The following is a 25,573-nucleotide window of genomic DNA, read 5'->3' on the forward strand; positions in this document are numbered from 1 at the left end:
AAACTGCGTTCACACTCTTGACACAAACGGCGAAGTGCTCGAACAATTCCTGCCACAGCCCGGGGACCACCCCGGGCCCGGCGACCGGACGAACGACATGGACGCTGAGCTCGACAACGCGCCGCTGGTGGTGGTGACCGGCGGACTGGGGCGCGTCGCCACGGTGGTGCTGCCGTGGCTGCGCAAGCACTACAGGGTGCGGCTGATCGACAGCGCCGTCCCGGCGCGGCGAACTACCGGGCTGGTGCAGGCCGACCTGGGCGATCCAGAAGAGACCCGCGACGCCTTGGCGGGAGCTGACGCCGTCCTGCACCTGGCCGGGAACAGCAGCCCGTGGCAGACGTGGGACAGCGTGTACGCCGCCAACGTGTGGACGACCCAGGTCGTACTCGAGGCCGCCGCGGCGCACGCCGTACCGAAGCTGGTGCTGGCCAGTTCGCTGCACGCATTGGGTGAGTACAACCGGCCGCAGTACTGGCCTGTCGATCCACGGCTCGACCCGCGACCGTGCTGTCCGTACGGACTTGGCAAGGTCGTCCTGGAGGCGCTCGGCCGGACCCATGCCGAGCGCACCGGAACGTCGGTCACCTGCCTGCGTCTGGGCCTGACCGGTTGGCCACCGACCGAACGCCGCTACCTCGGGCAGTGGCTGTCCGATGACGACGCCGGCCGGCTGATGCTCGCCGCCCTCCAGGCGCGAGAGCGGTACGGCGTGCACTTCGGCGTGTCCGCGAACACCCGCAATTACTGGGACACCACCTCCGCCCGGCACGAGCTGGGCTATCGACCAGAAGACGACAGCGAAGCCCTGGCGGACCGGGCCGGCCCCTCCTCCGGCCCGGTCTGCCGGCTGTTCGACCCCGAGACATCCGATTGAGAGGCTGGCCATGACCACAACGAACGCAGGGCTCTCCCGCCGCCGGTTCCTGGCGCTCGGCGGCGCGGCCGCCGGCGGTGCGCTGGCGGTGGGCTGCTCACCCGCGTCCTCCACGAACACCCCGGCCGCGGCTCCTGGCACAGGCTCGGCCGCCAAGGGCACTGTGACCGTCATGTCGCAGTCGGGCGAGTTCGGCCCGAAGGAGGCGAAGGCCGCCGGGCAGGCGCTCGGTGTCACGGTGAAGACCGTCGAGTACGACCTGACCAAGCTGACCGCGATGCTCGCCAGCGGCAACCCGCCGGACGTGGTCCGGGGCATGGGTGCGCTCGACACGCCGTACCTGGTGGCGCGGCAGGTGGCGGAGAACCTGGATCCGTACTTCGCCAAGAGCACGCTGATCAAGGCCGACGACATCGACCCGGTCAACGACCTGTGGCGGTTCGACGGCGAGAAGCAGGGCAGTGGTCCGCGGTACGGCTTCGCAAAGGACTATTCGCAGGACTGCACGATCTGGTTCAACAGCGCGCTGTTCGACCAGGCGAAGGTGACCCATCCGAGTGCGACGACGCCGCTGCTGCTCGACGAACTGCTCGACGAGGGCAAGCGCCTGGTGAAGCGGCAGGGCGCCAAGGTCAGCGTCTACGGCCTGAACCCGAACGGGCTGGGCCTGTTCACGCAGCTGAGCTGGCTGACCGACCTGGCCGGCGGGAAGCTGACGTCCGACGACCTGGCCTCGGTCGACTTCAGCAGCCCGGAGGCGCAGCGTGCGCTCACCTGGTACCTGGACTACGCGAAGGCGGGCATCGGGCCGACCGTGCTCAACCCCGACCCGAACGGCTGGGACGGCCCGACCTTCCAGGCCGGCCGGATGGCGGCCACGCTCAGCGGCTACTGGCTCGGTGGCTTGTTCGCCGGCGACCCGAAGTCCGCCAAGGTCGCGGGCTTCGCGCCGGCGCCGCAGTTCGACACCGGCCGGCGGATCAGTCCGTGCTTCGGCGCGACCGGCTTGTGGATCCCCAAGGCGAGCAAGAACAAGGATGCCGCCTGGGCCGTGCTGGAGTGGTTCATGGCCGGCGACCCCGCCAAGGCGCGGGCGGCCGGCGGCTGGGGCATCCCACCGCTCAAGTCGCTGCAGAAGCTGATGCCGCAGAAGCTGCCGTACCAGAAGCAGGCCTACGAGGTGCAGATGGCCGAGCAGCAGCACTTCTCGGTCACGTCCGTCACCCCGTACGTCCGGCAGGACGCGATCAACGCGGTCATCACCCGGGAGTTGCCCAAGGCAATCAAGGGCTCGATGTCGGCCGGTCAGTTCGCCGATACGCTGAACTCGCAGATCAACGCGCAGCTCGCGGACGGAAAGAAGCGGTTGCGGTGAGCTCCGCTCTGACCGACGTACGGCGTTCCACCGTCGCGGAGGCCGCGGTCGAGCGCCCGGACCGGAAGAAGAAGCCGCCGACGCTGCGCAAAGCGCGCACCTTCTACCTGTTCGTCGCCCCGTGGGTCCTCGGGTTCGTCGGCCTGACCGTGTTCCCGCTCGGGTATGCGTTCTGGCTCAGCCTGACGGACTCCGACGGCCTGTCGCCCCGGACGCACTTCGTCGGCTTCCAGAACTACGTCGACATCTTCCATGACCCGCTGACCCTGAGCTCGCTCGCCAAGACCGGCATGTTCGCGCTCGTCACCGTACCGTTGTCGATCCTGGCCGGGCTGCTCCTGGCGGTGATGGTGAACCAGCCGATCCGGGCGCGGGGGTTGTACCGGGCGCTGATCTATCTGCCGGCCGTGGTGCCGCCGGTCGGAGCGGCCCTGACGTTCCGGCTGATCTTCGACCGCGACGCCGGCGCGGCGAACGGCATCCTGAGCACCCTCGGTGCGAACCCGATCACCTGGCTGGTGGATCCGAACGTCCGCTATGTGCTGTATGCCCTGGTGCTGTGGGGCTGCGGCGGATCGATGATCATCTCGCTGGCGGGATTGCAGGACATTCCCCGGGAGCTGCTCGAGGCCGCCCAGGTCGACGGAGCGTCGTACTGGCAGTCGTTCACCAGGATCACCATCCCGTTGCTGTCGCCGGTGATCCTGTTCCAGGTGATCACCGGCATGATCGGCTCGCTGCAGTCGTTCGCGCCGTTGCTGTTGTCGTCGGGCTCGCTCAGCGGCGCCGGTGCGGTGCCTCAGGGCAACTACCTGTACATGATCCACGTCTTCGCCCAGTACTTCAGCGCCTCCCGCTTCGGCTACGCGTCGGCGATGTTGTGGCTGCTGTTCGCGGTGATCCTGCTCGTCACCCTGCTGATCATCAAGGTGAGCGCCCGGACCGTCTTCTACACCGTCGAACCGGAAGGGGCCTCGAAATGACGCGGACCTACCGGTGGGCGCTGTCCCTCGTACTGCTGGCTGTCGTCCTGGTGATGATCAGCCCGATCCTGTGGCTGGTGTCGAGCTCGCTGAAGTCGTCGGCGGACATGGCGTCCTTTCCGCCGACCTGGTGGCCGTCGCAGCCGCGGTTCGAGAACTACACCGAGGCGATCACCAGCGTGAACTTCCTCGGCGCCGCGCAGAACTCGCTGACCATCGCGTTCATCAGTACGACGTTGACCACGCTGAGCTCGGCCTGGGTCGGATTCGGGTTCGCGCGGCTGACCGCGCCCGGCAAGAAGCAGTTGTTCGTCGTGCTGCTGGCGACGATGATGCTGCCGGGGATCGTCACACTCGTTCCGACGTACCTGATCTTCGCGAAGCTGCACATGGTCAACACGTACTGGCCGTGGGTCGCGTGGGGGCTGGGCGGCAGCGCGTTCCTGATCTTCCTGTTCCGGCAGTTCTTCGCCGGTATCCCGCGGGAGATGGAGGAGGCCGCGATCATCGACGGCTGCGGGTACGTCGGAATCTTCTGGCGGATCTTCCTGCCGCAGTCCTGGCCGGTGATCGCGGCCAGCGTGATCCTCTCCTTCACGCACGCCTGGGGTGACTTCGTCGGCCCGGCCATGTTCCTCAGCCAGGACAGCACGACCCTGGCCGTCGCGATGGCCACCGGCTACGTCAACGACAAGGGCCTCCCGATGAACAACCTGGTCGCCGCCGGTGCCGTCATGTACGTCCTCCCCGTCCTGATCCTCTTCCTGTTCATGCAACGCCGCTTCGTCAGCGGCTTCTCGACGTCAGGGATCAAATGATGAAACTGCGAATCTTGGGCGCTGCCGTGCTGTTTCTCACGGCAAGCCTCACCAGCGTCCCCGCCCAAGCGCAGGCGGCGAGTCCAACGTGTACGTCGGCGCCGCAGCGACCTGCTGGGATGCGGTTGAGCTGGCACGACGAGTTCGGTGGGCAGGCGTTGGACCGGCGGTCGTGGAGCACGGTGATGGACTTCCCCGGACGGGCGGGTGGGCACTACCACAACACGTCGTACGGGAGTTACGCCGTCGACGAGAACGTTGTGCTGTCCGATGGGAAGTTGCGGCTGGTGACCGACAACAAGCCGGTGGTGGGCACGGATCCGGCCGGGACCTACCAGTACACCGAGGGGTTCATCTCCTCGCACGACAAGTTCTTCCAGACCTACGGGTACTGGGAGATCTGCGCGAAGTTCCCGGCCGGCAAGGGGTTGTGGCCGGCGTTCTGGCTGATTCCGCAGGACCGCAGCTGGCCGCCGGAGATCGACGTCGCCGAGTGGTTCGGAAGTATCGAGAGCATGCACAGCGGCCTGGCGTCGGGCACCTGGCCGGACGTCCGCTGGGACAGCCATTGGGCGACCGGACTCAATCCCACGACCGGTTGGCACACGTACGGCGTGCTGTGGTCACCCGGCCGCATCGCCTTCACCGTCGACGGCAAACCGACCTCGACCATCACCGGCGCCCAGGTCCCCGACAAGCCCATGTACGTCGTCCTCAACAGCGGCACCTGGGCCAACCCCGACCGCGGCGGCCCACCCGACCCCACAACCCCGTTCCCCAACTCCTTCGACATCGACTACGTCCGGACCTATCAGTCGAAATAACCCTGTGGACAAGGGCTGATCCGGATCGAAACACCCGTACCTTCTCTGGCGACCACAAGGAAGGGTGGGTGTCAGACAAATATGTACTATTCTGAGGCCATGGCTGAAGTTCCGATCCGGATGTTGAACCAGGAGACGGCCCGGGTGCTGGCCCGGGTCAAGCAGGGCGAGGAGATCGACATCACCGAACGCGGCGTGGTCGTCGCGCGACTGGTGCCCGCTGAGGCGTCGCCAACAGCGTGGCTGCTCGCTACAGGCAGCTTCCGGCCAGCTCGGCTGACTAGAGCCTTCTCGCGACCGAAGGGCGAGGTGCGGACTGATCACGAGGCGGGTGCTCTCTTGGAGCAGATGCGTGACGAGGAGCGCTACTGATGATCTACCTGGATACAGCGGCGTTGGTGAAGCTCGTCCGACGCGAGACCGCCTCGGACGAGCTCGTCGATTGGCTCAACGAGCAAGGTGATCGGATCTTCGTCTCGTCGGCTTTGGTGGAGGTGGAATTGCCTCGCGCCCTCCGGCGATCCGAGCCTGCTCTTCTCATGTCCGCCCCTTCCGTCTTGGCCCACGTTTCTGTCTATGACGTCGACGAGACGGTGCGCAGCACCGCGGCCTCCTATCAGGATCCGTGGATTCGCTCGCTCGACGCGATCCACCTCGCGACGGCGGACGCGGTTCTGGGCGACGATCTGACCGCATTCGTCAGCTACGACCGGCGACTGCTGGCGACGGCCAAGGCGATCGGGCTTCCCGTCGCCAGCCCAGGGGCGTCCTGAGTTCAGCGGTTCGGTGGAGTGATGGGGCGGACCGGGTCGAAGATGTCGCTGGGCTGGGTGGGCTTGTGGACGCCTTGCTGGATCAGGCCGAGGGTGCCGCCGTCGGCGCGGCGCCGGGTGGTGCCGTCGTCGGTGGCGAAGGTGTGATCCGCGCTGCAGTAGTCGGCGATGATCCGGACCGAATAGGACTTGGCGCGGCCGTGCAGGGTGACGACGAACGTGCGCTGGTCGATGTTGCCGCACCCCTTGGCGCGGGGTGATGGTGGACCTTCCGGTGAGCCGTTCACTCGCTGCGCGAACGCGGTCGCGGTCCCGGCGCCGAGCTGGGATCCAGAGACCAGCGAGCCGTGCCAGTACTCACAGACGTCGGCCGAGGTGATCGGGTCCTTGGCGTTCAGGCCCGTGCCCTGCGGTCCGAGGTCCGTCGGCGCGCAACCGTAGTAGTCGGTGCCGGTGATCGGACGGGCCGAGTCGAGGATGCGGCGACGGAGCGTGTCGTCCTGAGTCAGCACGCTGATCTTCGTGCCGGCGACGAGTCGGGTCTCCTCCGTCCACCCGGCGTCGTACCGCTTGATCCCTGGCGCCTGGTTGTCGTCGAACCAGAGGTACGGCTGCCGACTGTTCAGCGGCAGTACGGCGTCGCTGCAGGTGTACCAGTCCTTTCCGAGCCAGCCGTTCAACCGTCCGACCGAGGGGACGGCCGAGTTCGCGAAGGTCGTGCACGGTGCCGGGCCGGAGATGTACTGCGTCCAGCTCGACGGGACCTGGACCTGCACTGTCTTGTACGACTCCCACCGCCACCCGGCGGCTGCTGGTCCCGGCCGACTGACCTGCGGGTCGGTCCGCGTCTCGGCGGTGAGGGAGTGCACCGTGGTGATCGCCGTTGCGACGACCGCCGCGGCGACGACGACAGCGCCGATCGAGCGACCGGTACGGCGGTGGCGCAGGCGGGCGTGGACCACGGACAGGAGGTGGTCGTCGGCCGGTGCGTCGGCCGCGTGCTTCGACAGGGTGTCCGCGATCAGCTTCTCGGATGCGTCCATCAGCCCTTGACCTCCTCGGTTCCGATAGTGGTGCGCAGCGAGGCCAGCGCACGATGGATCTGCGACCGGACGGTGGCCGGCGAGCAGTCGAGAATCTCCGCGATCTCCGCATCCGGAAGATCCTCGTAGTACCGCAGTACGACGGCCGCGCGCTGTTTGGCCGGGAGCGTCGCGCACAGCGTCCACACCGCGTCCTGCTCGGCCTGCGCGTCGGCATGGTCCGGGCGGGACGATGTCTGCACCGGATCCGCGGTCGGTGTCTCGCGTCGGAGGAACCGGCGCCAGCGGGAGATGTCGGCGTTCACGATCGACCGACGGACGTACGCCTCGGGATCCTGACCGCGGCAGATCCGGGTCCACCGTGAGTACGCAGCGATCAGCGCGTCCTGCACAGCCTCCTCGGCGCGCGCGTGGTCGCGGGTGAGCAGGTAGGCGAACCGCAACAGCGCGGCACCCCGCTGCGCCACCCACTCGTCGAACTCCGGTGTCTCCATCCGGCACCTCCCACCCACATCACGCCGGTGAGGCCCGGAACGTTGCAGGACCTAGTCGGGTTCGGGGAGGGTTGGTGTCGGGAGGGCCAGTTTCTCGTCCGGCTTCGCGGCCAGTACGTCGTTCACGTACGAGCGGGCCGCCTCCAAGGTGTCGACCTCGTGCCCGGCCTGCTCGGACAGGAACCACCGGTGCTCGAGCACCTCGTGGAACACCTCGGCCGGCTCGAGCTTCCCGCGCAGGTTGCGCGGGACCGACTGCACGACAGGCTCGAAGACCTCGGTCAGCCACTGGTGGGCGACGATCTCCTCGTCCTCGTTCTGCTGGTCGGTCGAGGCGGCGAACGAGTCCAGGTCGTTCAGCAGCCGGCGAGCCTGGTTCTCCTCGACGTCCAGCCCGGTCAGCCGCAGCAGTCGCCGGGAGTGGTGCCCGGCGTCGACGACCTTCGGCTGGATCCGGACCTGGCTGCCGTCCCAGTCAGTGATGATGTCGATCTCGGCGACGTCGAAGCCGAGCTCGTTCAGCCGCCGGATCCGGGTGTCCAGCCGGTGCATCTCGTCGTTCGCGAACTCCTCCGGCGCGGTCAGCTCGGCCCAGAGCGCCTCGTACCGCTTCTGGATCGACTCGACCGTCTCCTGCGGGTCGATCGCCTCGTCGAGCAGGCCGCCCTCCTGCAGGTCGAGGAGCTCACCGAACAGATTGATCTCCGCGGTGTAGAGGTCGTGTGCCCGCTGCCCGTCGGAGATGTCCTGGTGCAGCTCACCGGTCTCGGCGTCCACCAGGTACGCCGCGAACGCGCCGGCGTCCCGGCGGAACAAGGTGTTGGACAGCGAGCAGTCGCCCCAGAAGAAGCCGTTCAGGTGCAGCCGGACGATCAGCGCGACGAGCGCGTCGATCAGCCGGTTGACCGTGTCGGGGCGCAGCGTGCTGGAGAACAGCGCGCGATACGGCAGCGAGAACTGCAGGTGCCGGGTGATCAGGATCGAGTCGATCGGCTCGCCGTTGCGGTCGACCCGGTCGGTGATCACGCCGACGGGCTCGACGGACGGTGTCTCCAGCCGTTCGAGGTCGCGGAGCAGTCGGTACTCGTGCATCGCCAGGTGCTCGAGGACCTCTTTGATCGCGTACACACTGCCGTTGACCCGGACGAAGCGGACGACGTGCCGCGAGATACCGCGCGGCAGCGCGACCAACTGATCTTCGGGCCAGTCCTCCAGCGGGATGTCCCACGGGAGCGACAGCAGACCGGTGTCCGGGCGGGTGGCAACGAATCGAGGCACGGCTCCCAGTGTGTCAGGAATCCTGATAGTTCAGCGAGGTACGCAAGTGCTTGCAAATTCTTGCGTTAATAGGCGTAGAGTTTGCATCATGACACGACGACTTGCAGAGGTGGCCAAGAAGGTCGGGGTCAGTGAAGCCACGGTGAGCCGGGTGCTGAACGGGAAGCCCGGCGTGTCCGAGGCGACCCGGGAAGCCGTCCTGACCGCGCTCGACGTGCTCGGGTACGAGCGGCCCACGCAGCTGCGGGGTGACCGCGCCCGGCTGGTCGGGTTGGTGCTGCCCGAGTTGCAGAACCCGATCTTCCCGGCGTTCGCCGAGGTCGTCGGCGGGGCCCTCGCGCAGCAAGGTTTCACGTCGTTGCTCTGCACCCGCACGGTCGGCGGTGTGTCCGAGGCCGACTACGTGGACCTGCTCCTCCAGCAGCAAGTGTCGGGGGTCGTGTTCGCCGGCGGGTTCTACGCGCAGGCGGATGCGCCGCACGGGCACTACGAGCTGATCCAGGAGCGCAAGCTGCCGACCGTACTGGTCAACGCGGCCGTCGATCACCTCGGCTTCCCGCAGGTCTCGTCGGACGACTACGTCGCCGCGGAGATGGCGATCGGCCACCTGCGCGCCCTTGGCCATCGGCGGATCGGGATGGTTCTCGGCCCCCGCGACCACATCCCGTCGCGGCGCAAGCTGGAGGCGTTCATGGCCGCGGAGGAGGCGGATCCGAGCCTGGTCGAGCACACGATGTTCTCGCTCGAGGGTGGGCACGCGGCCGCGACCAAGCTGGTGAACTCCGGTGTCACCGGCATCGTCTGTGCCAGTGACATCCTCGCCCTCGGTGCCATCCGCGCCGTACGCCGGGCCGGCCTGAGCGTCCCCGACGAGGTCTCGGTGATCGGGTACGACGATTCCGCGATGATGAACTGCACCGACCCGCCGCTGACCACCGTCCGGCAGCCGATCGACGCGATGGGACGCGCCGCCGTCGACATGCTGGTCGCCCTGATCGAACGCGCCGTTGTCCCCGCCGACGAGCTCCTCTTCGAGCCCGAGCTCGTCGTCCGCGCCTCCACCGCACGCGCCCGCATCTAGCCAACGCAAACACCGGCGCAACTCCGAGCAGCCGCTGACCGATGAGGTCGGCGGCTGCTGTCGTTTGTCCGTCGGCAGGCAATCTCCCATATGCAGTCATGTTTTTGCAATCCTAGATCGAAGTATTGCGTTCATCCATTCAGTTCCCTACGGTGTCGGCACCAGGAAAGGGAGAGGGTGGAGATGACCACAACGCGCCGCGGGCTCAGCCTGCTGTTGGTGATGGGACTCGGGCTGGTGGCCGCGTCCTGCGGATCGGACGACACGAAGTCGGCGGGGGCGGCCGACGGTCCGGTCACGATCACGGTCGGCTGCGAGCCGCCGAAGAGCAATCCGAAGGAACGCGAGGCCTGGGAGGCCGATGTCGCCGCGTTCCAGAAGGCGCACCCGAACATCACGGTCGAGGGCAAGGACGCGTTCCCCTGCATCAACCCGGACACCTTCCAGGCGAAGCTGGCCGGCGGTACGCAGGAAGACGTCTTCTACGTCTACTACACCGACGTCCGGAAGATCATCGAGAAGAAGCAGGCCGCGGACATCAGTCAGTACGTCGGCAGCGTGAAGCCGGTGAACGACCTGCGCAAGGACGTGATGAGCGTCTTCAAGGACGGGGACAAGACGTACGGCCTGCCGCGGAACAACTACAACATGGGCCTGGTCTACAACCGCAAACTGTTCACCCAGGCCGGTCTCGACCCGGCCAACCCGCCCAAGACCTGGGAGGAGGTCCGCGCGGCCGCCAAGAAGATCGCCGCGCTCGGTCCGAACTACGTCGGCTTCGGTGAGTACTCGGCCGGCAACACCGGCGGCTGGCACTTCGCCGCGGAGCTGTACGCACGCGGCGGGTCGATGGTCAGCGACGACGGGAAGACCGCCGCGTTCAAGAGCGACGAGGGCAAGGCCGTCCTCGAGAACCTGAAGAAGATGCGCTGGGACGACAACTCCATGGGCAGCAAGCAGTTGCTGCAGTGGGAGGACCTGATGCGCATGATGGGCGGCGGCAAGCTCGGCATGATGATCGGTGCGCCGGACGTCGTGCAGTCGGTGAACAACGACTTCAAGGGCAAGTTCGACGACTACGGCGTCACCGCCGTACCGGAGTCGAACGGGAACTCGTCGCTAAGTGGCGGCGACGGGTACATGTTCAACCCGAAGGCGTCGCCGGAGAAGATCAAGGCGGGCCTGCTGTGGCTCGAGTTCCACGAGCTGACGCCGGGCCAGGGTCAGTTCAACTACGCGCGGTCGAAGGCGCAGGGCCGCCCGGTCGGGCTGCCGATCCCGGACCTGTACGGGGACAGTGCCCCGGGCAACGAGATCAACGCGCTGCGCAAGCAGTACGCCACGGTCCCGGTCGACAACTTCACGCCGTACGTCGAGGCCCAGGGCGGCATCACCAACAAGCTCGAACCCCCGAAGGCGCAGGAGCTGTACGCCGTCCTCGACGTGGCGATGTCCGCAGTGCTGACCCGCAAGGACGCCGACATCGACAAGCTGCTGAGCGACGCGGAGTCCAAGGCCAACAAGATCCTGGCGAAGAACACCTGATGGTCGACGACATCACAACAAACATCCGCCGTCCCCGCTCCGCGGAGACGGCGGGTGGTGGGGGTGACGGGGCGGTGGTCGAGGTGCAGCCGGCGGGCGGTGGGCGACGCCGCGGAGTGGTGGGTCGACCAGGTGGTCGCGGGCCGTTGCCGAGGGAGTCGAGCGGCTCTGGTGATCTCCTCCTCGCCGACGGCACGGGTGCCCTGCGGAGGGCGGTGGGGCGAAACCTCACGGCGTACGGGTTCCTGTGCGCCGCCCTGATCTGTTTCGCCTTGTTCTCTTGGTATCCGATGATCCGGGAGATCGTGCTGAGCTTCCAGCAGAACAACTTCGTCGACCCGGGGAAGTGGGTCGGTTTCGACAACTTCCGCGCGGTGATTGCGGACCCGGCGTTCCGCTCCGCCTGGCTGAACACCGCGGCGTTCAGCGGCCTGGCACTGGTCATCGGGTACGCCGTACCGTTCGTGCTCGCTGTGGTGCTCAACGAGCTGAAGCACGCGAAGGCGTACCTGCGCTTCGTCGTCTACCTGCCCGTGATGCTTCCGCCCGCAGTCGCCGTACTGCTGTTCAAGTGGTTCTACGACCCCGGAGCTGGCCTGTTCAACCAGGCGCTCGACGCGGTGCATCTCCCGCCGTTGAGCTGGCTGGACTCGACGAGTACGGCGCTCGTCAGCCTCGTGATCGTGTCGACGTGGATGAACCTCGGCACCGGCACGTTGATCTACCTCGCCGCGTTGCAGAGCATCCCCGGCGAGCTGTACGAATCGGCGGAGCTCGACGGGGCCGGCCTGTTCAAGCGGGTCTGGCACGTGACGATCCCGCAGACCAAGTTGATCCTGCTGGTGATGCTGCTCCTGCAGGTCGTCGCCACGATGCAGGTCTTCATCGAGCCGTACCTGCTGACCGGGGGCGGCCCGGAGAACGCGACCGTCACGGTCGCCTACCTGATGTACCAGTACGCGTTCAACTTCGGTGACTTCGGCGGCGGGTCCGCTCTCGGTCTGATGCTGATGATCGTCCTGCTGATCTTCTCCACGATCTACCTGCGCGTGTCCCGCGAGGAGGCCGAGCGATGAGAACTCTGGTGTCACCCCTCGCACTCCGCACGCCGCACGGCCGGATCATCTACTGGACGATCCTGACGGTCACGGTCGTCGGCTTCACCGGCGCGTTCGTCTTCCCCTTCTACTGGATGGTGAGCGGCGCGCTCAAGTCGCCGGACGAGCTCGCGCAGATCCCACCCAGCTTCTTCCCGAAGTCGGTCGACTTCAGCGTCTACAAAGAGGCCTGGGACCAGCTCCAGTTGGGCGTGTTCCTCAAGAACACCGCCGTGTACGCCGGTGGCGCGTGGCTGTTCACGCTGGCAGTCGACGTGTCGGCGGCGTACGCGCTGTCGAAGCTGCGGCCCGTTCTCGGGAAGCTCGTGCTCGGCGCGATGCTGGCGACGTTGATGATCCCGCCGATGGTCCTGCTGCTGCCGACGTACCTGGTGGCGAAGGACCTTCCGATCCTGCACGCGGACCTGCTGAACACGCCCTGGGCGATCTGGTTGCCGGCGGCGGCGAACGGGTTCTTCGTGTTCCTGCTCAAGCGGTTCTTCGACTCGATCCCGAAGGAGCTGCTGGAGGCGGCCGAGATCGACGGCGCGTCACCGCTGCGGATCCTCTGGTCGATCGTGCTGCCGGTGTCGCGACCGATCATCGGGGTGGTGTCGATCCTGTCCGTGGTCACGGTCTGGAAGGACTTCGTCTGGCCGCTGCTGGTGCTGCCGGAGACGGACAAGATGTCGATCAGTGTCGGCATCGCGTCGCTGTCGGCCCAGATGCCGCAGAACGTCCTGATCGCGTCGCTGGTGATCGCCAGCCTGCCCACAATCCTTGTGTTCTTCGTGTTCCAGCGCAGCATCATGGCTGGTCTGACGGCCGGAAGCCTGAAAGGTTAGGGAGATTTGATGGCCGACGAATGGTGGCGTGGAGCTGCGATCTACCAGGTGTACCTGCGGAGTTTCGCGGACGGCAACGACGACGGCATCGGCGATCTGGCCGGTCTGCGCGCGAAGCTGCCGTACCTGGCGGAGCTCGGGATCGACGCGATCTGGCTGAACCCGTGGTACCCGTCGCCGATGGCCGACGGCGGGTACGATGTCGCCGACTACCGCGCGATCGACCCGGCGTTCGGCACCCTCGCCGAGGCGGAGACGTATATCGCGGAGGCGCACGCCCTGAACATCCGGACGATCATCGACATCGTGCCGAATCATGGGTCGGACCAACAGGATTGGTTCGTTCAGGCGCTGCGGGCCGGCCCGGGATCACCCGAGCGCGAGCGGTTCCTGTTCCGGCCGGGCCGCGGTGACGGGCCACCCAACGACTGGCAGTCGATCTTCAACGGACCGGCCTGGTCGCAGGTCGAGGACGGCGAGTGGTACCTGCACCTGTTCGCCGCGGAGCAGCCCGACTTCAACTGGCGCAACCCGGAGGTCGTCGAGGAGTTCCACGACATCCTCCGGTTCTGGCTGGACCGCGGCGTCGACGGGATCCGGATCGACAGCGCCGCCGTACTGTTCAAGGACCTGGACAGTGCCGAGGAGTCGTACACCGACCACGACGAGGTGCACGAGGTGTACCGCGGCTGGCGGCGGATCTCCGAATCCTACGACGACCGGTTCTTCGTCGGTGAGATGTGGATGCCGGACCAGGAACGTTTCGCGCTGTACCTGCGGCCGGACGAGATGCAGACCGCGTTCAACTTCGACTTCCTGTCCCGCCCCTGGGAAGCCGCGGAACTGAAGGCGTCGATCGACCTCACGCTGTCCACCCATGTCCCGATCGGCGCACCGCCGACCTGGGTCCTGTCGAACCACGACGTCACGCGACCGGTGACGAAGTACGGGCGCGCGGACACGTCCTTCTCGCACCAGGACCGCAAGCACGGGATGCGAACCGATCTCGTGCTCGGCGAACGTCGCGCGCGGGCCGCGGCACTGTTGGCGATGGCGCTGCCGGGTGGTCTGTACGTCTACCAAGGCGAGGAACTCGGGCTGCCCGAGGTGGAGGATCTGCCCGACGAACTGCTGCAGGACCCGATCTTCACCCGCTCGAAGGGCGCCGACCGCGGCCGTGATGGTTGCCGCGTGCCCCTACCGTGGTCGGGCAAGGAGCCGCCGTTCGGGTTCGGCAGCGGTACGCCGTGGCTCCCGCAACCGCGTGACTGGAAGAACCTCACCGTCGAGTCCCAGTACGACGACCAGAACTCGATGCTCACCCTCTACCGCACCGGCCTCCACCTACGTCGCACTCTCCTGGGCGACGGCACGCTCAGCTGGCTCGACTCACCGCCCGACGTCCTCACGTTCCAGCGCGAGAACCTCACCTGCATCACCAACCTGAGCCAGATCGCCGTACTCCTCCCGCCCCACGAGGAGGTGCTGATTTCCAGCATCCCCCTGGACAACGGCGCACTCCCACCGGACACCACCGCCTGGGTCCGATGAACAAGAAGTGGGGGCCTCGGACAAGGCCCCCACTTCTCAGCTGAGCGGACGGAATCTCCGCAGTCGCAGGCTGTTCGACACCACGAACACCGAGCTGAAGGCCATCGCAGCACCCGCGAGCATCGGGTTCAGCAACCCGGCAGCTGCCAGCGGGAGGGCGGCCACGTTGTAGGCGAAGGCCCAGAACAGGTTGCCCTTGATCGTGCGGAGCGTGCTGCGGGACAGCCGGATGGCATCCGCGGCCGCGCGCAGATCGCCGCGCACCAGCGTCAGGTCACTCGCCTCGATCGCCACATCGGTGCCCGTACCCATGCTCAGCCCGAGATCGGCCTGAGCAAGGGCAGCCGCGTCGTTGACGCCGTCGCCGACCATCGCAACCACGCGACCCTCGTCCTGCAGCTTCTTCACGGCGTCGACCTTGCCGGCCGGGAGGACCTCGGCGATCACCTCGTCGATCCCGACCTCGGCGGCGACCTTCATCGCCACGGCTTCGTTGTCCCCGGTCAGCAGCACCGGCCGCAGACCCAAAGACTTGAGCTGAACGATCGCCTCCACGGACGTGGGCTTCACCGTGTCCGCGACGACCAGCACGGCCCGTGCCTGCCCGTCCCAGCCGACCGCGACCGCCGTACTGCCCTCGGCCTCGGCGTGCTCCTTCGCATGCGCGAGCTCCTCCGGCAGGTACTGGCTCCACTCCTCCAGCAACCGCGTCCGCCCGACGAGTACGGCGTGCCCGTCGACGATTCCCTGCACACCAAGACCTTCGACGTTCCCGAAGTCCTCGACCTCCGGCAGCTTCCCCGCCTCCGAGGCGGCCCGCGCCACGGCCTGCGCGATCGGGTGCTCGCTCGAGTGCTCGAGCGCCCCGGCCAACCGCAGTACCTCGGCCCGGTCCTGATCCGGAGCGAGCAGTACGTCGACCAACTCCATCCGGCCCGTGGTGACAGTTCCCGTCTTGTCCAGTACGACGGTGTCGACCCGCCGCGTGGACTCGAGCACCTCCGGGCCCTTGATCAGGATGCCCAGCTGCGCGCCCCGGCCCGTCCCGACCATCAACGCGGTCGGCGTGGCCAGACCCAAGGCACACGGGCAGGCGATGATCAGTACGGCGACCGCGGCCGTGAACGCGACCTCCAGCGGCGAACCGTTGCCCAGCCAGAAACCTAGCGTCGCCACCGCCAGCCCGATCACGATCGGCACGAAGATCCCGGACACCCTGTCGGCCAGCCGCTGTACGGCGGCCTTCCCGTTCTGGGCGTCCTCGACCAGCCGCGCCATCTGCGCCAGCTGCGTGTCCGAACCGACTCTTGTCGCCCTTACCACCAGTCGGCCACCCGCATTGACGGTCGCACCAACGACCGCGTCACCGGGAGCCACCTCGACCGGCACGGACTCGCCGGTCAGCATCGACGCGTCGACCGCGCTGCTGCCGGTGACGACCACGCCGTCGGTGGCGATCTTCTCGCCCGGCCGGACGACGAACTCGTCACCCACGACGAGCTGGTCGGCCGGGATGCGGGTCTCGGTCCCGTTGCGCAGGACGGCGACGTCCTTCGCGCCGAGTTCGAGCAGGGCCCGCAACGCGGCGCCCGAGCGGCGCTTCGCCCGTGCCTCGAAGTACCGCCCGGCCAGGATGAACGTCGTGACGCCGGCCGCGACCTCGAGGTAGATCTCCTCCGCGCCACTCCCGCGGGACGGGATCAACGTGAACGGCATCTTCATCCCGGGCTCGCCGGCCGAGCCGAGGAACAGCGCGTACAGCGACCACAGGAACGCGCTCACCACACCCAGCGAGATCAGCGTGTCCATCGTGGCGGCGCCGTGCCGCAGGTTCGTCCAGGCGGCCTTGTGGAACGGCCACGCCGCCCACGTCACCACCGGGAACGCCAGCGTCAGCGACGCCCACTGCCACGACTCGAACTGCAAGGCCGGGATCATCCCGAACGCGATCACCGGCACCGCGAGCGTGATGCTCGCGATCAGCCGCTCCCGCAGGGGTTTCAGCTCGTCAGGTTCGTCGGCCGAGGCTTCGACTGCCGGCGCCGGCAGGCTCGCGGTGTAGCCGGTCTTCTCGACCGTGGCGACCAGGTCGTCGGTGGAGATGCCGTCCGCGTACGTGACCCTTGCCTTCTCGGTGGCGTAGTTGACGGTCGCGGTGACGCCGTCCATCCGGTTCAGTTTCTTCTCCACCCGGGCGGCGCACGAGGCGCACGTCATACCACCGATGATGAGTTCGACGGACTGACCGGGCTCGGTGCTGGTCATGATGATGTGCCTCCTCTCAGTGGCCGTGGGGCGTTTCGGCGTGCCCGGGGGTTGTCGTAGCAGTCGGCACGACGGTCGGCGGCACGATCGTGGTCCCCGTCGAGCTCACCTTCACGGTGAACTCGGCGGTGTGGACCTTGCCCGCGTGCTGGAAGTCCAGGAACAGGCTGTACGTGCCGACGGTCGGGAACGTCGTACCGAAGGTGATCGACGGTCCGCCCTTCATCCCCGGCTCGGCGTGCTGCGCCGGGTGGTTGTGCAGGTAGGCCAGGTCGCCGCCGCGCAGCGAGACCAGGTGTCCGAAGGCGCCGAGGTACGGCTGCAGGTCGGTGACGGGCTTGCCGCCGCGGTTGATCGTGAACGTGAGCTCCGACTCCTTGCCGGCGACCGGGGTGCCCTGCAGCGTCACGTCGTACCCGTCGAAGCTGTAGACGCTCGCCGGCTCGGCGACCGGGACCGGGACGTACAGACCGGTGACGTTCACATCCGTGCCGAGAGTGATCGTGCTGTCGTGGCCGGCCGGCTGGAAGTCGGCGTACAGCCGCCAGGTCCCGCCGGCGGTGAACGTGAACGGGATGCTCCACGTCCCGTCCGCCGCCAGCGTGGGATGCACGTGGTGGAACCCGGACAGGTCCCGCCGGACCACGATCAGGTGCAGGTCCTTCTCGTGGGTCTTCGTGTACTTCGTGACCGGTTTGCCGTCCGGTCCTTGGATCGTGAAGCGCAGCTCGGTCTTGGTGCCGCTGGTGAAGAACGTCTTCGCCGGTGCGAACGTGTAGCCCGCGTCGGACACCGCCAGTCCGGGCAGTTGCCCGGCCGACTCGTGTCCACCGTGTTCCGAGGTGCCTGCAGTCTGCTCCATGCCACCCATCTCCTCTCCGTGGGCCGGTGCCGCGGAGGTGTCGTCGGCCGCCGCGATCGGATCGATCGCGGAGCCGATGCCGTACGCCGCCCCGAAGGCCAGCACCACCGCACCGGCGAACGCGCCGAGCCGGAGCGCGACGGCCCGGCTCACGACGCCGCCAGTTCGTAGCCCGCCTCGTCGACGGCGTCGCGGACGGCGGCCTCGTCGAGATCGGACTCACTCGTCACGTGCACCGCGGAGGTGCCGCCCGCGACGAGGTCGATCTTCACGTCCTGGACACCGACGAGCTTGCGCAGCTCCTCGGTGACAGCCGAAGTGCAGTGGCCGCAGGTCATACCGGACACGGAGTACGTCGTAGTGGTGCTCATATCGATGCTCCTTGCTCGAAACGGGGTGATTGTCGGAGATGGGGTTCAGCCGGACGAATGGTTCAGCCGGTCGAATGGTTCAGCCGGACGAGGGTGGTTCACGAAGGTGGGCCAGCCGCGGACGAAGGTGGTTCAGCTGCGGACGAGGCGGGCGATCGCGTCGGAGGCCTCGCGGACCTTCTCGTCGGCCTCGGGCCCGCCCTTCTGCGCGGCTTCGACCACGCAGTGCGAGAGGTGCTCGTCGAGCAACTCCAGCGAGAACGACTGCAACGCCTTCGTGGCCGCCGACACCTGGGTCAGGATGTCGATGCAGTACTTGTCCTCGTCGACCATCCGCTGCAGGCCGCGAACCTGCCCCTCGATCCGCCGCAACCGCTTCAGATGACTGCTCTTCTCAGCGGTGTATCCGTGCACATGTCCCTCATCGGTGGCCATCTCGCGTCCTCTTCTCGCCTCAACTACCCCTCCGGGGTATCTCCACACCCAAGAAGTTACCCCCTACGGGTATAGAACGCAAGTCCTCAACAGATACCACCCAGGGGTATCTATTGAGGATGATCACGCAGTACGCCGCCCGCACCGCCAAACCGCCCTACGCAGGGGCGTTGAACAGGATCTGGTGGCGCAACACGGGTTATTACCTGTGCACCGCCCCCACTTGGGGTGCACTGGGGCGGTTGGTGGGGGGTGGTTGGTGGGGGGCGGTTGGTGGGGGGCGGTTGGTGGGGCGGGGGGTGAACAAAGGTGTCACTCTGTGCGTCTGGTGTGTGACGAGAGGGGTTTGGATGTCCGACGTGGCCGTCAGTACGCGTGGGTTGCGTAAGACGTATCGGACCCGGCGGGGGCGCAAGGTGGTGGCGGTGCAGGGGCTGGATCTGGAGGTTCCGGCCGGTGGGGTGCACGGGTTTCTCGGGCCGAACGGGTCGGGGAAGACCACGTCGATCCGGATGTTGCTCGGGCTGGTGCGCGCCGACGCCGGGACGATGACCGTGTTCGGCAAGCCGGTGCCGGCGCAGTTGCCGGAGGTGGTCGGGCGGATCGGAGCGATCGTCGAGTCGCCGAAGTTCTTCCCGGCGTTCACCGGACAGAAGAACCTGGAGCTGCTAGCCGAGGCCATCGGCGCCCCGCGCGCCCGGGTCGGTGAGGTGCTGGAGCAGACCTCGCTCGGTGAGCGGGGGAAGGACCGGTTCCGGTCCTACTCGTTGGGCATGAAGCAGCGGCTGGCGATCGCGGCCACCCTGCTCAAGGAGCCCGACCTGCTGATCTTCGACGAGCCGACCAACGGCCTTGACCCGGCCGGTATCCGGGAGATCCGCGAGACCATGCGCGGTCTCGGCGAGCAGGGCAGGACGGTCCTGGTCAGCAGTCACATCCTGGCCGAGGTCGAGCAGGTCGCCGACACCGTGTCGATCATCGGTCACGGCCGCCTGCTCGCGTCCGGCACGGTCGCGGAAGTGATCGGCGGCGGTACGGCGCCGACAGTGAAGGTTGCTGTCGACGACCATGAGGCCGCGACCCGCATCCTGACCGCCGCCGGTCTGACGGTTCGTGCCGACGGCAACTATCTGTTCGTCGACGGCGCGCCGGATCCCGCCGACGTGACGCGGCGCCTCGCCCACCAGGAGCTGTACGTGTCCGAGCTGGCCCCGGTCCGCGCCGACCTCGAGTCGGTCTTCCTCGAGCTCACCGAAGGCGAGGGGCTGTGATGGTCCGCCTGACCAAGGTCGAGCTCCGCCGGCTGATGGCACGCCGCCTGACCGCGGTCGGTCTCGCCGGCCTGTTCCTGATCACGATCCTGCTGCTGGTCGCCACCTGGTTCGACGCGCGGCCGCTGTCCGCCGCCGAGCAGCAGCTGGCCCAGCAGCAGTACGAGATGGCCCACAAGGACTGGGTCGACCATGCGCAAGAGATGCGCGCGCAGTGCGAGGCGGACTGGAAGACCCAACCCGACCCGAAGCCGAAACTCGAGGAGATGTGCGTCTACTCCGAGCCGAGACCGGAGGATTTCGGCAAGCCGCCGACCGTGTTCGCCCAGATCATGCCGGACCTCTTGCAGGGTTCGTCGTACTTCCTGGCGTTCGCCGCGTTTCTGATCGGCGCCAGTTTCCTCGGCGCCGAGTTCAGTTCCGGTGCCATCGGCAACTGGTTGACGTTCGAGCCGCGCCGGCTCCGGGTCTACGGCAGCAAGCTGCTCGCGGCGGCTACCGGTTTCGTGCCGATCGCCGCGGTGGTGCTGGCGGTCATCCTGTTCGGAACGTTCCTCATCGTCGACAAGCTGGGTGACACCGCGAGTACGACGGGGAAGGTCTGGGGCGACCTGTCCGCGATCGGCGGTCGCGCCGTACTGACGACCGCACTGGCCGCCGCACTCGGCAGCGTCGTCGGTCTATTGCTCCGGCACACCGCTGCCGCGATCGGTGTCGTGATGGCGTACCTGGTCCTCGCGGAAGGCGTTTTCGCCGCGTTCCTGGAGAAGGCCCAGCCGTGGTTGGTGAAACTCAACTTCGACGCCTTCGTCCGGCACGGCGCACAGTACTCCGTGACAGAATGCAAGACCGGCAGCGACGGCAGCTACGTCTGCGACTACGTACAGAAAACGCTTTCGTTCGAGCACGGCGCTTGGTACCTGGCGATCTTCACCGTGGTCGTGGTCCTGGTCGGCGGATGGGTCTTCCACCGCCGGGACGTCAACTAGCGGCGCTCCGCCGACGCCGTACTGCGCCGATCAGTACGATCCCGAGCGTGGCCACGGCGGCGGCCGCACCGACCGCCAGCCCGCGGAGAAGTCCGGGCGGCACGAAGGTGCAGTCCACCCGGTCCGCGGTGCCCGTCAGCGGGACGGCGATCAGGCCGCCGAAGTTCCGCGGGGTCTGCGCCTTGCCGCCGGCGACCTTGCAGGTCCAGCCGTCGATCTTCGGTACGCCGACCACCGCCCAGCCCTTGCTGCCCGCGGGCAGTGTCGCGTGGAGGGAGTGACCGCCGGCCTCCACGTCCGTCGCTCCGGTCGCCCGGAGCTTCTTGACCGCGCTGCTCAACGCCTGCTGATCGAGGCAGCCGAGGGCGTTCCGCGGCGGAATGCCCTGGGGGGCGTCGCCGAAGTTGACCTCGACCAGCACGATCCCGGTCGCCGGCACGGTGCCGAGCCCGATCATCGCGCTGCTGGTGTTGATGCCGGGCCGGCGCGACGAGCTCAGTTCGTGCCACTCGCCGTCGGCCAGCCGGGCGCGGCCGCCGACCCGCGGCATGTACAGGTACGCCTCGCTGCCCGCCTTGCATGCCGCGACCAGCTTGACGTCACCGGTGGCGAACCGGGTGCCCTTGTACTTCGGGACGTCGTAGACCTTCGTCCCGAGCAGGCGCTCCTGGGCGGCGTACGGGTTCGGGGCATTGGTGTCGACCGGCACCGCCGCATCGAGCCGGCGCCGTACCGTCACCAGCGGCGGGACCGTCGCCCGGGCGATCTTCGGGTTGCCGTCGACGAGCTGCATCCGGGCGCCGACCGAGAAGATCGTGTCGGTCACCGGGTTGTCGAGTGTGCGGGCCGCGCGACCGTACCCGGACCAGCCGAAGCCGAGCGCGGTCATCATCTCGTTCACCGAGTGCGGCAACAGGCTGCTGTACAGGCCGGCGCCCTGGCCGCCGAGCAGAATCGGGTCGTTCGGCGTGACGGACGTCCCCGGCTCGGTCCGGTACGCCGGCCAGCCGTCGACTGCCCGCAGCGCGTCGTACCGCGTCGTCTGCAGATCGTTCCACGGGGCAACCGACGTGCTGAGCACCTTCGAGCGCTGCTCGTCGGTGATGACCGCGGTCCAGGTGGTCTCGACTGCCACGACCACCAGCAGTACGGCGAACGCGGCGGCGACCGGCCACTTCACCCGGCGCGTCCTCGGGAACTGGCGCAACGCCCAGATGGTGCCGAACGCAACCAACGTGACCGCCCCGGACGCGATCAGCACCTCCATCCAGTGCTCGGTCAGCAGCCGACTGCCGTCGGACAGTACGGCGATCAGCGCCAGCAGGACCGCACCGCCCAGCAGGGCGATCGGACCGGGCAGCTTGTGCGCGACCGAGACCCACGCGACCACGACGAGCACGCCGCAGAGCACGAACGCCTCGCGGTACTGGCTGCCGTTGGGGGTGTCGAACGCGTGCCAGAACTCCTGCGTCGGCGCCCAGCGGAACGACAGCGTCATCAGGACGGCCGTGATCACCCAGACCGCTTTCGAACGCCAGGGGACGAACTTGTTGAACGGCATCGTCAGCGCGAGCAGGAGGGCGATCGTTCCGACGTACAGGCTCGCGGTCCGGCCGACGCCCTCGGACAGCGGCAGCAGCCGGGACAGGAACAACTCCCACGCCGAGGGATGGAAGATCCCGGACGGGGACGGCGTTGCGGCGCGGTTGGTGGTGACGATCGGTAGCAGGATGGGCGCGACCAAGGTCATGCCGAGCACGAACGAGACGCCGTGCCGGACGACCGACCGGAGGCGCAGCGACCAGCTGAGGTCGCTGGTCAGCAGCCGGGCGAGCAGGTAGATCCCACCCGCGACCGTTGCCATGTAGGCGGTGTAGAAGTTGGACAGCCAGAAGACGGCGACCACCAGCACACTCAGCACCCGGTTGGTCCGGCGTAGTGACCATTCGGCGACCAGGAAGAACATCGGCAGGGCGATGAGGCCGTCCAGCCACATCGGCACGTAGGCTCCGTCGTCGAGTGCCCAGCCGCAGACGCCGTACGACGCGCCCAAGGTTGCTGCAACCCAACGGGGGCCTGGATGCATCTTGAGAAGTACGGCGGCCATCGCGGCCGCGGCCAGGCTCAGCTTGAGTGTGGTGACGACGTAGACGGCGAGGTCGATCTGGTCGCGGGGGAACAGGCCCACCAGCAGGGACAATGGGCTGCCGAGATCGACCCCGGCATCGGCGAGGAAGCCGACGCCGAAGGCGCTCTGCCAGTTGAACAGCAGGTCGCCCTGAGCCTGGCCGTGCAGGACGTCCCAGAGATGGGCGAAGAAGGGGATGTACTGGGTACCAAGATCGTTGGTACTGCGGGACAGCGAACCGAAGGGAAAGGTACCGCGGATGATTCCGGAGGCGGCGAACACAGCCGCCACCACGACAGCGGCGACGGCGGCCGGCAGGAGTGCCGAGCGCCGTCGGGCAGACCCTTCGTCAGCGCCGCCCTCGGCGCCTCCGTCGGCACTGTCCTCGGAAACCATTGGCCGCCCCTTCGTTCCGCTCACCCGGTCGCCAAAGCTAGCGGGTAGTTCTGGTCTGGACAAGAATCGCATCATGATCGACGTACGGGGCGGACGGGGACGACGATGCGGTTGAGTCTGGTGGTGCCGTGTTACAACGAGGTCGAGGTGATCTCGCGGTTCCATCAGGCGCTCAGTCGCGAGCTCGAGGAGACCGGGCGGCCGTACGAGATCGTGTACGTCGACGACGGTAGTGCTGATGGGACGCTCGAGGCCCTGGTCGAGTTGGCAGCGGCGGACGAATCGGTCCGGTACCTGTCGTTCAGCCGGAACTTCGGCAAGGAGGCCGCGATGCTGGCCGGCCTGCGGTACGCGACCGGCGACGCCGTGGTGATCATGGACGCCGACCTGCAGCACCCGCCGGAGCTGATCGGCCGGATGCTCAAGGAGTACGAGCGCGGCTTCGACCAGGTGATCGCGCGCCGCAACCGGACCGGGGACCCGGCGTCCCGGACCCTGTTCGCGCGGGCGTACTACTGGCTGATCAACAAGTGGGCCGACGTCGAGCTGATGGACGGGGTGGGGGACTTCCGGATGCTGTCGCGGCGTGCGGTCGACGGGCTGCTCGAACTGAACGAGTACAACCGGTTCTCGAAAGGGCTGTTCGCCTGGATCGGGTTCGAGTCGCTCCTGTTCGAGTACGACAACGTGAAACCGCCGGTGGAGCGGAAGAGCCGGTGGACGTTCCGGCGGTTGCTGGAGTACGGGCTGGACGGGCTGCTGTCGTTCAACAACAAGCCGCTGCGGATGGCGATCTACGTCGGCCTGCTGCTGACCGCGGTGGCTGCGGGCTACGCGATCTGGGTGATCGTGGCCGCGATCGTGCACGGGGTCGAGATGCCCGGGTACGTCACGCTGATCGCCGCGATCACCGGGCTCGGCGGACTGCAGATGGTGATGCTCGGCGTGATCGGCGAGTACATCGGCCGGATCTACTACGAGACCAAGAAGCGCCCGCACTACTTGCTGAAGCAGACCAACATGGACCCCGCGGACAGGCTGCAAAAGCCACCGGCCCCAGGCGGACAAACCACCCGGGGCCGGTAGGACAGCTACTGCTGAGGATCAGGCGGTAAGCCGCTCCTCGGTGGACGTCGAGAACAGGTGCAGCTTGTCCGGGACGGCCGCGAGGCGGATGGTCGAACCCTTCTCGACCGGCATCCGGGCGTCGATCCGGGCGACGATCTGCTGGTGCTCGTTGTTGTGCTCCGCGGTGCCGTACAGGTACGCGTCGGCGCCGAGCTCCTCGACCACGGCGACCTTCACCGGCAGGCCCTCGTCGGCGACCTTGAAGGCCTCCGGGCGAACGCCCACGGTCAGGGTCTTGTCGCTGCCGGCCTTGGCCAGCAGGCTGCGCTGCAGCGGGATCACGTAGTCGCCGACCTTGGCGCCGGTCTCGGTGATGTCCGCCTCGAGCAGGTTCATCGCAGGCGAGCCGATGAAGCCCGCGACGAACTTGTTCTTCGGGTTGTCGTACAGGTTCAGCGGGGTGTCGACCTGCTGGAGCAGACCGTCCTTGAGGACCGCGACCCGGTCGCCCATCGTCATGGCCTCGACCTGGTCGTGGGTGACGTAGACGGTGGTGACGCCGAGGCGCTGCTGCAGCTCGGCGATCTGGGTACGGGTCTGGACGCGCAGCTTGGCGTCGAGGTTCGACAGCGGCTCGTCCATCAGGAAGACCTGCGGGTTACGCACGATCGCGCGGCCCATCGCGACGCGCTGGCGCTGACCACCGGACAGGGCCTTCGGCTTGCGGTCCAGGTACTCCTCCAGGCCGAGCAGCTTGGCGGCCTCGCCGACCCGCTTTGCCCGGTCCTCCTTGGAGACACCCTGCATCTTCAGCGCGAAGCCCATGTTGTCCGCGACCGACATGTGCGGGTAGAGCGCGTAGTTCTGGAACACCATCGCGATGTCCCGCTCCTTCGGCGGACGGTGCGTGACGTCGCGGTCGCCGATGTAGATGGAACCCTCGTTGACCTCTTCGAGGCCGGCGAGCATCCGGAGCGAGGTGGACTTGCCGCAACCCGACGGGCCGACGAGCACCATGAACTCGCCGTCCTCGATCTCGAGGTTGAGCTTGTCGACGGCGGGGGTGTCACCACCGGGGTAGATCCGGGTTGCCGACTTGAACGACACAGTAGCCATGACTGATCTTTCCCTTCACCGGCAGGAACGTGCCGGACGATCCGAGTAAAGGTTCCCCCAGGCGGGGGAGTCCGCCTATCCTCGCCCG

Annotated in this window: 25 protein-coding genes; 16 read left to right on the plus strand and 9 right to left on the minus strand. The window is 67.4% G+C overall.

The features are described from left to right. The first annotated feature begins 17 nt into the window (after positions 1 to 17). From EV651_RS43300 to EV651_RS22915, 8 genes are all read left to right on the plus strand, one after another. Positions 18 to 137 carry a CxxxxCH/CxxCH domain-containing protein gene (locus EV651_RS43300; RefSeq protein WP_133787268.1) on the plus strand — a complete coding sequence of 40 codons (120 nt, stop codon included), beginning with the start codon at positions 18 to 20 and terminating at the stop codon, positions 135 to 137. Next, the gene (locus tag EV651_RS22885; protein WP_133787269.1) at positions 98 to 877 is read left to right on the plus strand and encodes an NAD(P)-dependent oxidoreductase; all 780 of its coding nucleotides are present in this window, start codon (positions 98 to 100) and stop codon (positions 875 to 877) included. Before EV651_RS43300 ends, EV651_RS22885 begins: the two co-directional genes overlap by 40 nt. Before the next feature lie 10 nt (positions 878 to 887). Further along, positions 888 to 2,252 (plus strand): extracellular solute-binding protein, encoded by a 1,365-nt coding sequence (locus EV651_RS22890; protein ID WP_133787270.1) that lies wholly within the window; start codon positions 888 to 890, stop codon positions 2,250 to 2,252. Beyond that, positions 2,249 to 3,235, plus strand: coding sequence for a carbohydrate ABC transporter permease (locus EV651_RS22895; RefSeq protein ID WP_133787271.1), 987 nt, complete (start codon positions 2,249 to 2,251; stop codon positions 3,233 to 3,235). Before EV651_RS22890 ends, EV651_RS22895 begins: the two co-directional genes overlap by 4 nt. Further along, positions 3,232 to 4,053 (plus strand): carbohydrate ABC transporter permease, encoded by an 822-nt coding sequence (locus EV651_RS22900; RefSeq protein ID WP_133787272.1) that lies wholly within the window; start codon positions 3,232 to 3,234, stop codon positions 4,051 to 4,053. Before EV651_RS22895 ends, EV651_RS22900 begins: the two co-directional genes overlap by 4 nt. Next, positions 4,053 to 4,877 carry a family 16 glycosylhydrolase gene (locus EV651_RS22905; protein WP_166658713.1) on the plus strand — a complete coding sequence of 275 codons (825 nt, stop codon included), beginning with the start codon at positions 4,053 to 4,055 and terminating at the stop codon, positions 4,875 to 4,877. Before EV651_RS22900 ends, EV651_RS22905 begins: the two co-directional genes overlap by 1 nt. Positions 4,878 to 4,976: 99 nt before the next feature. After that, positions 4,977 to 5,249, plus strand: a complete 273-nt coding sequence (locus EV651_RS22910; RefSeq protein ID WP_133787274.1) for a type II toxin-antitoxin system Phd/YefM family antitoxin — start codon at positions 4,977 to 4,979, stop codon at positions 5,247 to 5,249. Continuing rightward, positions 5,249 to 5,650 carry a type II toxin-antitoxin system VapC family toxin gene (locus EV651_RS22915; protein ID WP_133787275.1) on the plus strand — a complete coding sequence of 134 codons (402 nt, stop codon included), beginning with the start codon at positions 5,249 to 5,251 and terminating at the stop codon, positions 5,648 to 5,650. The genes EV651_RS22910 and EV651_RS22915 overlap by 1 nt, the downstream gene beginning before the upstream one ends. Positions 5,651 to 5,652: 2 nt before the next feature. On the opposite strand, the gene EV651_RS22920 is transcribed toward EV651_RS22915, so the two are convergent. From EV651_RS22920 to EV651_RS22930, 3 genes are read right to left on the minus strand one after another with little or no spacing between them, the layout of a single operon-like run. Next, positions 5,653 to 6,693, minus strand: coding sequence for a hypothetical protein (locus EV651_RS22920; protein ID WP_133787276.1), 1,041 nt, complete (start codon positions 6,691 to 6,693; stop codon positions 5,653 to 5,655). Further along, positions 6,693 to 7,187: a SigE family RNA polymerase sigma factor gene (locus EV651_RS22925; protein WP_133787277.1), complete on the minus strand. Its 495-nt coding sequence runs from the start codon at positions 7,185 to 7,187 to the stop codon at positions 6,693 to 6,695. The genes EV651_RS22920 and EV651_RS22925 overlap by 1 nt, the downstream gene beginning before the upstream one ends. 51 nt (positions 7,188 to 7,238) lie before the next feature. Next, on the minus strand, positions 7,239 to 8,486 hold the full coding sequence (locus EV651_RS22930) for a DUF4032 domain-containing protein (RefSeq protein ID WP_370343369.1): 1,248 nt from the start codon (positions 8,484 to 8,486) through the stop codon (positions 7,239 to 7,241). A gap of 67 nt (positions 8,487 to 8,553) precedes the next feature. Here EV651_RS22930 and EV651_RS22935 point away from each other — a divergent pair, with 67 nt between their 5' ends. The 5 genes from EV651_RS22935 to EV651_RS22955 all read left to right on the plus strand — a co-directional run bounded on the left by EV651_RS22935 (position 8,554) and on the right by EV651_RS22955 (position 14,584). Further along, complete coding sequence (locus tag EV651_RS22935; protein WP_133787279.1) at positions 8,554 to 9,546, plus strand: LacI family DNA-binding transcriptional regulator; 993 nt, start codon at positions 8,554 to 8,556, stop codon at positions 9,544 to 9,546. A 183-nt stretch (positions 9,547 to 9,729) separates the two neighbouring features. Continuing rightward, positions 9,730 to 11,091, plus strand: coding sequence for an ABC transporter substrate-binding protein (locus tag EV651_RS22940; RefSeq protein ID WP_133787280.1), 1,362 nt, complete (start codon positions 9,730 to 9,732; stop codon positions 11,089 to 11,091). Continuing rightward, the gene (locus EV651_RS22945; protein ID WP_238157133.1) at positions 11,091 to 12,167 is read left to right on the plus strand and encodes a carbohydrate ABC transporter permease; all 1,077 of its coding nucleotides are present in this window, start codon (positions 11,091 to 11,093) and stop codon (positions 12,165 to 12,167) included. Before EV651_RS22940 ends, EV651_RS22945 begins: the two co-directional genes overlap by 1 nt. Beyond that, entirely contained in the window at positions 12,164 to 13,033 is an 870-nt protein-coding gene (locus EV651_RS22950; RefSeq protein ID WP_133787281.1) for a carbohydrate ABC transporter permease, read from the plus strand. The genes EV651_RS22945 and EV651_RS22950 overlap by 4 nt, the downstream gene beginning before the upstream one ends. Positions 13,034 to 13,042: 9 nt before the next feature. Next, positions 13,043 to 14,584, plus strand: a complete 1,542-nt coding sequence (locus EV651_RS22955) for a glycoside hydrolase family 13 protein (RefSeq protein WP_133787282.1) — start codon at positions 13,043 to 13,045, stop codon at positions 14,582 to 14,584. A gap of 36 nt (positions 14,585 to 14,620) precedes the next feature. On the opposite strand, the gene EV651_RS22960 is transcribed toward EV651_RS22955, so the two are convergent. The 4 genes from EV651_RS22960 to EV651_RS22975 form a co-directional block, all read right to left on the minus strand. Beyond that, entirely contained in the window at positions 14,621 to 16,849 is a 2,229-nt protein-coding gene (locus EV651_RS22960; protein ID WP_133787283.1) for a cation-translocating P-type ATPase, read from the minus strand. 16 nt (positions 16,850 to 16,865) lie between these two features. Continuing rightward, a complete protein-coding gene (locus tag EV651_RS22965) occupies positions 16,866 to 17,864 on the minus strand; it encodes a hypothetical protein (RefSeq protein WP_133787284.1) in 999 nt (332 codons plus the stop codon). Further along, the gene (locus EV651_RS22970) at positions 17,861 to 18,082 is read right to left on the minus strand and encodes a heavy-metal-associated domain-containing protein (RefSeq protein WP_133787285.1); all 222 of its coding nucleotides are present in this window, start codon (positions 18,080 to 18,082) and stop codon (positions 17,861 to 17,863) included. Before EV651_RS22970 ends, EV651_RS22965 begins: the two co-directional genes overlap by 4 nt. A 132-nt stretch (positions 18,083 to 18,214) precedes the next feature. Continuing rightward, the gene (locus EV651_RS22975) at positions 18,215 to 18,517 is read right to left on the minus strand and encodes a metal-sensitive transcriptional regulator (protein ID WP_166658714.1); all 303 of its coding nucleotides are present in this window, start codon (positions 18,515 to 18,517) and stop codon (positions 18,215 to 18,217) included. A 350-nt stretch (positions 18,518 to 18,867) separates the two neighbouring features. On the opposite strand from EV651_RS22975, the gene EV651_RS22980 reads away from it, so the two are divergent. Both EV651_RS22980 and EV651_RS22985 read left to right on the plus strand, forming a co-directional pair. After that, the gene (locus EV651_RS22980; protein WP_133787286.1) at positions 18,868 to 19,788 is read left to right on the plus strand and encodes an ABC transporter ATP-binding protein; all 921 of its coding nucleotides are present in this window, start codon (positions 18,868 to 18,870) and stop codon (positions 19,786 to 19,788) included. Further along, the gene (locus EV651_RS22985; protein WP_133787287.1) at positions 19,788 to 20,777 is read left to right on the plus strand and encodes an ABC transporter permease; all 990 of its coding nucleotides are present in this window, start codon (positions 19,788 to 19,790) and stop codon (positions 20,775 to 20,777) included. Before EV651_RS22980 ends, EV651_RS22985 begins: the two co-directional genes overlap by 1 nt. Here EV651_RS22985 and EV651_RS22990 read toward each other — a convergent pair. Next, positions 20,770 to 23,301 carry a YfhO family protein gene (locus EV651_RS22990; protein ID WP_166658715.1) on the minus strand — a complete coding sequence of 844 codons (2,532 nt, stop codon included), beginning with the start codon at positions 23,299 to 23,301 and terminating at the stop codon, positions 20,770 to 20,772. The two genes, EV651_RS22985 and EV651_RS22990, sit on opposite strands and share 8 nt — an antisense overlap. A 105-nt stretch (positions 23,302 to 23,406) precedes the next feature. Here EV651_RS22990 and EV651_RS22995 point away from each other — a divergent pair, with 105 nt between their 5' ends. Then, positions 23,407 to 24,387, plus strand: a complete 981-nt coding sequence (locus EV651_RS22995; protein ID WP_133787289.1) for a glycosyltransferase family 2 protein — start codon at positions 23,407 to 23,409, stop codon at positions 24,385 to 24,387. Positions 24,388 to 24,405: 18 nt separating this feature from the next. Here EV651_RS22995 and EV651_RS23000 read toward each other — a convergent pair whose 3' ends face one another. Next, positions 24,406 to 25,485, minus strand: a complete 1,080-nt coding sequence (locus tag EV651_RS23000; RefSeq protein WP_133787290.1) for an ABC transporter ATP-binding protein — start codon at positions 25,483 to 25,485, stop codon at positions 24,406 to 24,408. Positions 25,486 to 25,573: the final 88 nt, after the last annotated feature.

The sequence above is a fragment of the Kribbella sp. VKM Ac-2571 genome (assembly GCF_004362255.1).
Taxonomy (GTDB): domain Bacteria; phylum Actinomycetota; class Actinomycetes; order Propionibacteriales; family Kribbellaceae; genus Kribbella; species Kribbella pratensis.